Origin of the sequence: Roseomonas sp. E05 (genome assembly GCF_030063475.1) — a bacterium.
Lineage (GTDB): Bacteria > Pseudomonadota > Alphaproteobacteria > Acetobacterales > Acetobacteraceae > Pseudoroseomonas.
Window position 1 is genome coordinate 20,248 of sequence record NZ_JASIRT010000047.1, and the last position, 6,769, is coordinate 27,016.

Consider the following 6,769-nt stretch of genomic DNA (forward strand, 5'->3'; position numbering starts at 1 on the left):
CTGCGAGCGGCGGAGGCGGTCCATGCGCGCTGCTGATCTCGCCACGCGGATGAACCTGCGGCGCGCCGGCGCCGGCGCCTGGCGGGGTGCATGCCCCGCCTGCGGCTATCCCGGCACCTTCTCGCTCCGCGAGCGCGATGGCCGGACGCTCTGGTCCTGCGCGTCCTGCCAGGACCGCGAGGCCCTGACGGGCGCCGTCCGCGCGGCCGCTGGCGACGACTGGACGCCGCCGGCGCCGCAACCCGCGCCGCAACGGGAAGGCCTCTCCCCCGCCCGGAAATCCGCCCTGGCGGTGGCGATGTGGAGCGAGGCGCTCCGGGTGGAGGCCACGCCGGCCGAAACATACCTGCGCGCCCGCTGCGTGCTGGAGCCCTGGGCCGCCTTCGCGGAGCCGGAGGTCGGACCGCAGCTCCGCTTCCATCCACGCACCCGGCATCCCGAGGTCGACGGGATGTTCCCCGCCCTGCTCGCCCTGGTGCGCCGCGCCACCGATGGCGAGGCGGTGGCGGTGCACCGGACCTACCTGCGGCCGGACGGCAGCGGCAAGGCGGCCCTGGAGCCCGACAAGGCCAGCTTCGGACCGATCGCCGGCGGCGTGATCATGCTCCACGCCGCGCCCGCCACCGGTTCGCTGCTGCTGGCCGAGGGCATTGAGACGGCACTCTCCGCCGCTGCGCTGCTGCGCGCGCCCGCCTGGGCCTGCATCGCCGCCGGCAACCTGGAACGGCTGGAGCTGCCCGCCACCGCCCGCGCACTGATCGTCGCCGGCGACGCCGACACGCCGGGCCAGCGCGCTGCCTGGACGGCCGGACGGCGCTGGGAGGCCGAAGGACGCCGCGTGCGCGTGGCGCTGCCCGACACCGCCGGCGCAGACTTCAACGACCTCCTGCGCGCCCGCAGCGGCACGGCGGAGGCCCGGCATGGCTGACGGCTTCACCACCTACACGCCCGCCGACGCGCCGCCGGATGCCGGCACCCCCGCGCCACACCCGCCCTCGCTGGCCATCCTGACCCGCAGCACCATCCCGGCGCCGGCCTTCCCGCTGCCCGCGCTCGGGACATTCTGGGCCCGTTGGTGCGCCACCGCCGCCGAGGGCGCCAACGCCCCGCCGGACTACGTCGCCCTGCCGCTGCTGACCGCCGCCTCGGCGCTGATTGGCAACGCGCGCTGGGCGCAGGCCTGGCCGGGCTGGGCCGAGCCGCCGATCCTCTGGGGCGGCAGCGTCGGCAATCCGTCCTCCGGCAAGAGCCCCGGCGCCGCGCCGGTGATGCGCGACGTGTTGGGCCGCGTCGAGATGCACATGGCGCGCGACTACCCGGCGGAGCTGGAGCAGTGGGAGACCCGCGCCTCGGTGGCGAAGGCGGCCCTGAAACAGTGGGAGAAGGACGTCGCCCGGGCGCTCAAGGCTGGCGACCAGCCAATGCCCGAGAAGCCCGACGCCGCCACCATGCCGCCGAAGCCCTCCCGCCCGCGCGCCAGCGTCTCCGACACCACCCAGGAGGCGCTCGCCGGCGTGCTGCAGCACCAGCCGAAGGGCGTCCTCCACGTCCGGGATGAGCTGTCCGGCTGGCTGCTGAACCTTGGGCGGTATGCCAACGGCGGCACCGACCGGCCCTTCTGGCTCGAAGCCTGGAACGGCGGCCGCAGCCGGGTGGACCGGGCGAAGCATCCCGAGCCGATCATCCTCGACCACCTGGCGGTGGCGACCTTCGGCACCATCCAGCCCGACCGCCTGGGCGAGGTGTTCGACGGCGCCGATGATGGGCTGGCCGGCCGCTTCCTCTGGGTCTGGCCGGAGGCCTCCGGCGTGTTCGGACGCCCCGGCCGCGCCGCCGAGATCCGCCCGGCCGCCGACGCGCTGACCCGCCTGGCGGACCTGCCGATGGGCCGGGACGAGGCTGGCCGGCCGGTGCCGCTGATGGCGCCGCTCGACGATGACGCCGCGCCGCTGCTGATCGCCTTCGCGCAGGAGATGCAGCGGATGGAGCGCAGCGCGCACGGACTGCTCAAGACCACCCTCGGCAAGGCGCGTGGCCATGCCCTGCGGCTGGCCCTGGTGCTGGAGCACCTCTGGTGGTGCGGGCGCGACTGCAACCAGCCGGTCAGCATCAGCGCCGAGGCCATGGCCGCCGCTGTGGCGCTGATGCGGGACTACTTCCTGCCGATGGCGCGCCGGGTGCTGGGCGATGCGGCCATCCCACGGGAGGAGGTCCATGCACGCACCCTGGCCGAATGGATCGCCGACACCCGGCCGGAGCGCGTGAACGTCTCCGCCATCCGCGACGAGGCCCGGCTGCCTGGCCTGCGGGAGAGCGAGCCGGTGAAGGCCGCCTGCCGCTACCTGGCCGAGGCCGGATGGCTGATCGAGGCGCCGATGACCGGGAGGCGTGGGCGCCCGCGCGGGGAGTACCTGGTCAGCCCGCTGCTGCCCGCGGCGCTCGACGGGGAGGCCGCCACCGAACGCCAATTCGATATTAGGGGGTGCTCCGAAAAAGGCGAGAAAGCCGAATATTCCCCGCCCTGGGCGGCACCCTCCGAGTTTTCGCCTTTATCGCCTTTTTCGGAGGGGGGTCTAATATCGAATTGCGGCACGCCACCGCCGCCCGGCGATGACGGGGAGATCACCCTGTGAGCGGCGCCCTCCTCGCCCGCCTGGAGGCCGTCGGAGCGACCCTCCGTCGCGCGCCGGATGGCTCTCTGCGCCTTCGCCCGTCGCGCCCCATCCCGCCCGATCTGCTCGCCGAGGCCCGGGCCCAGCGGGACGATCTGGCCCTTATGGTGGCGGAACGGGAGGCAGAGAATGCCGAGCGCGAGGCGATCCGCATCGAGCCGGAACTGCCGTCGACGGGCAGCCCCGAGCGGGAGCGGCAGGAGCAGCAGCAGAGGGCCATGGTGGCAGGCTTGCTGCGGGCCAGCGTCTGGTGCCAGCCGCCGGCCGCTCTGCGCACACGGCCACCGATCTCCATTCCGACATCGCCCATGAACCTGCAGGAGCCTCGACGTGAGCGCCGACGCTGAAAGTACAAAGCCAAAGCAACGGGGACGGCCCTTCGAACCTGGCCAGTCCGGCAATCCGGCCGGACGGCCGAAAGGGGCGCGCCACAAGGCGCTCCTGGCGCTCGACGCCATGGGTGATGAGGCCGCCAAGGAGGTCATGGCGGCAGTGGTGCTGAGCGCCAAGGGCGGGGACATGCGCGCCGCGGAGATCCTGCTGCGCCGCCTCTGGCCGGAGCGGAAGGGCCGGCCCGTCACCTTCGACCTGCCCGCCATCGCTGCGCCGGCCGATGTGGTGAACGGCCTCGCCAGCGTGGCGCAGGCGATGGCGGCCGGCGAGCTGACGCCGGACGAGGCAAGCGCGGTGGCGGCGGTGCTGGAGGCGCAGCGCAAGGCGATCGAGACCACCGACCTGGAGGCGCGCATCGCGGCTCTGGAGACGGCACAAGGAGGCAACCGGTCATGACGACAGGACGGCTTGCACCCCGCATCGGGCGGCTGGAGGCGGCCATTCAGCCAGCGCCCTCTGTGCACGTGCTGATGGTGCCGGAAGGGCTGCAGGAGAGCACCGCGGCGACCTGGCGCGCCGAGGCCGCGGCAAGGTTCCGCCGCAGCGACATCGTGGTGCTGGTCGAGCTCCGCGATGCCGCGCTGCCGGCGGCAGAGGGGAGGAACGCATGAACAGCGGCATGGTCCGGCGGCTTGCCCGGATGGAGCAGCGCCACCCTGCGCAGGATGCCCGATGGCTGTCGCTCCGGCGGCAGTGGCAGGCCTGGCAGGGGCATTCCGTGCGGCTCTGGCCGCGGGAGGCACTGGAGGCGGCGGAGGCGTCGGGTGATCTACGGGACCCCGCCGCGGCAGCGTTCGTCGCCACCGTACCGTTGGCTGACCTGGATTGGTGGATCCGGGACCAATGCGCCCGCCTGGGCATCGACCTCGCGGCCATGGAGGCGGCCCCGTGCGGAGCAGCCTGATGGCACGGCTGGGGCGGCTGGAGGCTGACTGCGGCGGCTGGCGGGCGTGGCAGGGCAAGCCGGTGGCGCAGTGGCCTGACGAGGCGCTGCTAGTCTTCCTCTACGAGGGCGCCGGCCTGCCGCCACCGGCGAGCCCTCCGACCGACGCCGAACTGCTGGCGATCATAGGGGGCGACGTGGGGCAATGTTGTCGGTGCGTCCCGCCTCCCCCCATTTGGAGGAAAAGGTCGGGGCCGCCCGCCCCAGCTCGGCAGGTCAGCGGGAGTTTTGTCACCTCTCAAAAGGGGATGTGACGGCCGCCTTCTGCCCCCGGCCGCAAGTCCCATGAGGAGTTTTGCAGTGCCCTAAAAGGCGCCAGCGCCTGGGGGCCAGGAGTTTCGCGGCTAGGTGCGTGCGCGAGGCACTGCCGCCCCCCCCCCAGAGAAGGAGCAGAGAGTTTTGCAACACCATAAAGGCGAGAAAGGAGCGCAGCGATGACGCGGCATCTGAAGGCACGGCTTGCCCGCCTGGTCGCGCAGCAGACAGAGGTTCCGCCCTACTTTGTGGAGCTGCCGCACGAGGCGTGGGAACGCGAAGACGTGCTGCAGGACGCCACGGAGGCGATGCGCGCCTGGCAGGAGCGCACGGGACATCGTGGGCCGGTGCTGATCGGTCCACCGGTCTGCACCACGGCGGAAGAGTGGAGCGCGCGCTACAGGCCGGCGCAGTGATGGCGTGCTGCCATTCCATCCGGACCAGCATCCTGCCACGCGATTTATTGCCGAAATTCTTCTTATAAATACCTGAGATAATTGGCGAATTATCGCCTTTCTACGTGACCAGGAAGGCGCGAAATTGTATGCTTCTGGTACACTGAAAGCCCCCGCATGGGGCGGTGCGGCTGGTGCGGATGAGGACCTGCCGATGTCGCGCGCAGCAGCCCGGAGCAGCAGCCTTCAGGCCCTCGGACGGGAAGCGGCTGCGCGATGAGCAGTCCCTTCCGCCATCACCGGCAGGTGGCCGCGCTCGGCTTTCCGTTCCTGCAGCAGATGACTGCGGCCGCGCAGCGCCACGCCACCGAGTTCGGTGCCATCACGGCCCGGGAGGACCATCCCGGCGGCGCCCACGGCGCGACCCAGAGCGTGTTCCTCCGTACGCCGCCGTGGCCGCTCGGCCCGCACAGCCAGGAGGACCTGCGCCTGGTGGACTGGCCGGCGCTGCAGGCGGACCCGGCGCTGCGGGCGCTGCTGGACGCCCTGCACGTCGTCACCGGGCTGCGGCCGGCCCGCGCGCTTCTGGTCAGCCTGGCGCCCGGCGGCGAGGTCGCGGCGCACCGGGACGAGGGCGCCTATGCCGAGGCCACGGAGCGCTTCCATTTCCCCATCATCACCGGCCCCGAGGCCGTTTCGCAGATCGAGGACGAGCAATGCAGCATGATCGCGGGGACGCTCTGGTGGTTCAACAAGGCGGGGATGCACTCCGCGCGGAACGGGACAAGCCGGCCGCGCGTGCATCTGATCCTCGATGGCTGGCGGGTGTGACGGTCCGCTTCGAGGTGGAGCCCTTCGGCGCAGTACTGCCGGAGATCGAGGGCCTCATGCAGGCGCACTGGCGCGAGGTGAGCGAGCCGGGATCGCCGCCGCTTTCGCTGGACCACTCGACCTATGCCGCCCTGGATGCCGCCGGCGCGGTCCTGCTGGTGACGGCGCGCGGCGCCGCCGGCGACCTGCTGGGCTACATCGTCCACCTCCTGCACCGGCCGCTGCACTATCGCGACACGCTCATCGCCGCCGACGACGCGCACTTCCTGCTGCCGATCGCGCGGCGTGGCCGGACCTTCCTGCGCATGCTGGCCTTCGCCGAGGCGCGGTTGAAGGAGCGCGGTGTGCAGATCGTCCGCTACCACACCAAGGCGCGGCCGGACCTGGACAAGAGCCGGGTCTTCCAGGCGGCGGGCTACCGCTGCGCCGAACACATCATGGCCAAGGGGATCTGAACGATGGCTTTTACAGCAATCGGAGCCGCCGCGATCGGTGCGGCGGGCACCATCTACGCCAGCGAGAAGTCCGCCGGCGCTCAAAAGAAGGCGGCGCAGACCGCATCGGACACGCAGCTCCAGCAGTATTACCAGAACCGGGAAGATCTGGCCCCCTGGCGAGAGACGGGCGGCAACGCGCTTGCCCAGATCGCCAACCTTTCTGGCGCGAATGGCACCGACGCCATGCAGAACGCGCTTGGCAGCTTCCAAGCCTCGCCCGGCTACGAATTCCGCGTCGCGGAGGGGCAGCGGGGCATCGAGAACACTGCGGCGGCGCGCGGCCTGCTGCTCTCCGGCTCGGCGCTGAAGGGCATCGAGGACTACCGGCAGAACGCGGCGAGCGACGAATACAGCAACTATTACAACCGTCTGGCGTCCCTGGCCGGCATCGGGCAGACCGCGACGAACACCACGGCGCAGCTCGGCAGCACAACGGCGAACAGCCTGGCCAACATCGCCATGCAGAACGGCCAGAACCAGGCGAGCATGTATCAGCAGCAGGGCGCTGCGGTGAACAACTTCGCCGGCAATGCGCTGACGGGCTATCTCGCCTTTGGGCAGCCCTCTGCCACCTCGGCCAATTCAGCGGTCGGCTACATCCAGCGCAACCCATCCTCGGCCTGGAACCTGGGAGCCGCACCGTGAGCGGCTTCAGCGCCTCCCGCGGTGGAGTGGCCCCTATTTCGACCGGACACCGGGCATAGCCCCGAGGGCCTAGGCTTGCGCCTAGGCATACGCCTATGCCGAACGACCCGACGCGCGTCGAAATCATCACCGGCCGTG

At 71.5% G+C, this 6,769-nt stretch carries 10 protein-coding genes; all 10 read left to right on the forward strand.

What is annotated here, in order from left to right:
• The first annotated feature begins 22 nt into the window (after nt 1-22).
• Entirely contained in the window at nt 23-928 is a 906-nt protein-coding gene (locus tag QMO56_RS24975; protein WP_283530098.1) for a toprim domain-containing protein, read from the forward strand.
• A complete protein-coding gene (locus QMO56_RS24980) occupies nt 921-2,633 on the forward strand; it encodes a DUF3987 domain-containing protein (protein WP_283530100.1) in 1,713 nt (570 codons plus the stop codon). The genes QMO56_RS24975 and QMO56_RS24980 overlap by 8 nt, the downstream gene beginning before the upstream one ends.
• Nucleotides 2,630-3,019 (forward strand): hypothetical protein, encoded by a 390-nt coding sequence (locus tag QMO56_RS24985; protein ID WP_283530102.1) that lies wholly within the window; start codon nt 2,630-2,632, stop codon nt 3,017-3,019. The genes QMO56_RS24980 and QMO56_RS24985 overlap by 4 nt, the downstream gene beginning before the upstream one ends.
• On the forward strand, nt 3,003-3,461 hold the full coding sequence (locus tag QMO56_RS24990) for a DUF5681 domain-containing protein (RefSeq protein WP_283530104.1): 459 nt from the start codon (nt 3,003-3,005) through the stop codon (nt 3,459-3,461). The genes QMO56_RS24985 and QMO56_RS24990 overlap by 17 nt, the downstream gene beginning before the upstream one ends.
• A complete protein-coding gene (locus QMO56_RS24995; protein ID WP_283530106.1) occupies nt 3,458-3,676 on the forward strand; it encodes a hypothetical protein in 219 nt (72 codons plus the stop codon). The genes QMO56_RS24990 and QMO56_RS24995 overlap by 4 nt, the downstream gene beginning before the upstream one ends.
• The gene (locus tag QMO56_RS25000; RefSeq protein WP_283530108.1) at nt 3,673-3,969 is read left to right on the forward strand and encodes a hypothetical protein; all 297 of its coding nucleotides are present in this window, start codon (nt 3,673-3,675) and stop codon (nt 3,967-3,969) included. The genes QMO56_RS24995 and QMO56_RS25000 overlap by 4 nt, the downstream gene beginning before the upstream one ends.
• 473 nt (nt 3,970-4,442) lie before the next feature.
• A complete protein-coding gene (locus tag QMO56_RS25005) occupies nt 4,443-4,679 on the forward strand; it encodes a hypothetical protein (protein ID WP_283530110.1) in 237 nt (78 codons plus the stop codon).
• 255 nt (nt 4,680-4,934) lie between these two features.
• Nucleotides 4,935-5,489 carry an aspartyl/asparaginyl beta-hydroxylase domain-containing protein gene (locus tag QMO56_RS25010; RefSeq protein ID WP_283530112.1) on the forward strand — a complete coding sequence of 185 codons (555 nt, stop codon included), beginning with the start codon at nt 4,935-4,937 and terminating at the stop codon, nt 5,487-5,489.
• Complete coding sequence (locus QMO56_RS25015) at nt 5,486-5,944, forward strand: hypothetical protein (protein ID WP_283530114.1); 459 nt, start codon at nt 5,486-5,488, stop codon at nt 5,942-5,944. Before QMO56_RS25010 ends, QMO56_RS25015 begins: the two co-directional genes overlap by 4 nt.
• Nucleotides 5,945-5,947: 3 nt before the next feature.
• Nucleotides 5,948-6,631, forward strand: coding sequence for a hypothetical protein (locus QMO56_RS25020; protein WP_283530115.1), 684 nt, complete (start codon nt 5,948-5,950; stop codon nt 6,629-6,631).
• Nucleotides 6,632-6,769 lie beyond the last annotated feature (138 nt).

What these genes read in the sequence shown, in the direction of transcription:
- QMO56_RS24975 (WP_283530098.1), top strand. Translation starts at nt 23, where the DNA reads ATGCGCGCTGCTGATCTCGCCACGCGGATGAACCTGCGGCGCGCCGGC.
- QMO56_RS24980 (WP_283530100.1), top strand. Translation starts at nt 921, where the DNA reads ATGGCTGACGGCTTCACCACCTACACGCCCGCCGACGCGCCGCCGGAT.
- QMO56_RS24995 (WP_283530106.1), top strand. Translation starts at nt 3,458, where the DNA reads ATGACGACAGGACGGCTTGCACCCCGCATCGGGCGGCTGGAGGCGGCC.
- QMO56_RS25000 (WP_283530108.1), top strand. Translation starts at nt 3,673, where the DNA reads ATGAACAGCGGCATGGTCCGGCGGCTTGCCCGGATGGAGCAGCGCCAC.
- QMO56_RS25005 (WP_283530110.1), top strand. Translation starts at nt 4,443, where the DNA reads ATGACGCGGCATCTGAAGGCACGGCTTGCCCGCCTGGTCGCGCAGCAG.
- QMO56_RS25010 (WP_283530112.1), top strand. Translation starts at nt 4,935, where the DNA reads ATGAGCAGTCCCTTCCGCCATCACCGGCAGGTGGCCGCGCTCGGCTTT.
- QMO56_RS25020 (WP_283530115.1), top strand. Translation starts at nt 5,948, where the DNA reads ATGGCTTTTACAGCAATCGGAGCCGCCGCGATCGGTGCGGCGGGCACC.